This window comes from Spirosoma jeollabukense (assembly GCF_054777855.1).
On record NZ_BAAHAD010000099.1, the window covers coordinates 1 to 592 of the forward strand.

The window sequence follows — 592 nt, forward strand, 5'->3', positions numbered from 1 at the left end:
ATAGAAGAAGGTTTTGTTCGTTCAACTATAAGTATACAAGACCGTTACATAATTCGATACTTCCTCGCTTCATCTTTTACTATTTCAGATGGTGTTTACGGATCATGTTTTTATTTTGGTACAGGTTTTCATGGGTTACATGTTATAATAGGAACAGCATTTTTAGCCGTAGGATTATGACGTTTGATGGCCTATCATTTAACTGATCACCATCATCTTGGATATGAATCTGGTATTTTATACTGACATTTTGTTGATGTAGTTTGATTATTTTTATATATTTCAGTATATTACTGAGGTTATTAATTGATACAAATTAAAATTTTTTTTTTCAACGTGTTAATTCAATGGTAGAATATTATGCTACGGACATAATTATATAAGTTCGAATCTTATACACGTTTATTAATAAATAGTTTATTAAAGATCTTAATAGAGACCTTAGTTTAACGGTAAAACATGTGACTTTTAATCATTATCTTGTGGGTTCAAATCCCATAGGTCTTAAAAATGACTATAATTTAATGGTAGAATCGTCGACTTCCACTCGATAAATGCTGATTCGAATTCAGCTAGTCATATATTTTTTAAT

Annotated in this window: 1 tRNA gene and 1 pseudogene; both read left to right on the forward strand. The window is 28.9% G+C overall.

The features are described 5' to 3' along the window. The first annotated feature begins 51 nt into the window (after positions 1-51). Positions 52-246: pseudogene (locus tag ACYVEA_RS34745) on the forward strand (cytochrome c oxidase subunit 3). Between the two features lie 189 nt (positions 247-435). After that, positions 436-507: transfer RNA gene (locus ACYVEA_RS34750), tRNA-Lys, on the forward strand. Positions 508-592: the final 85 nt, after the last annotated feature.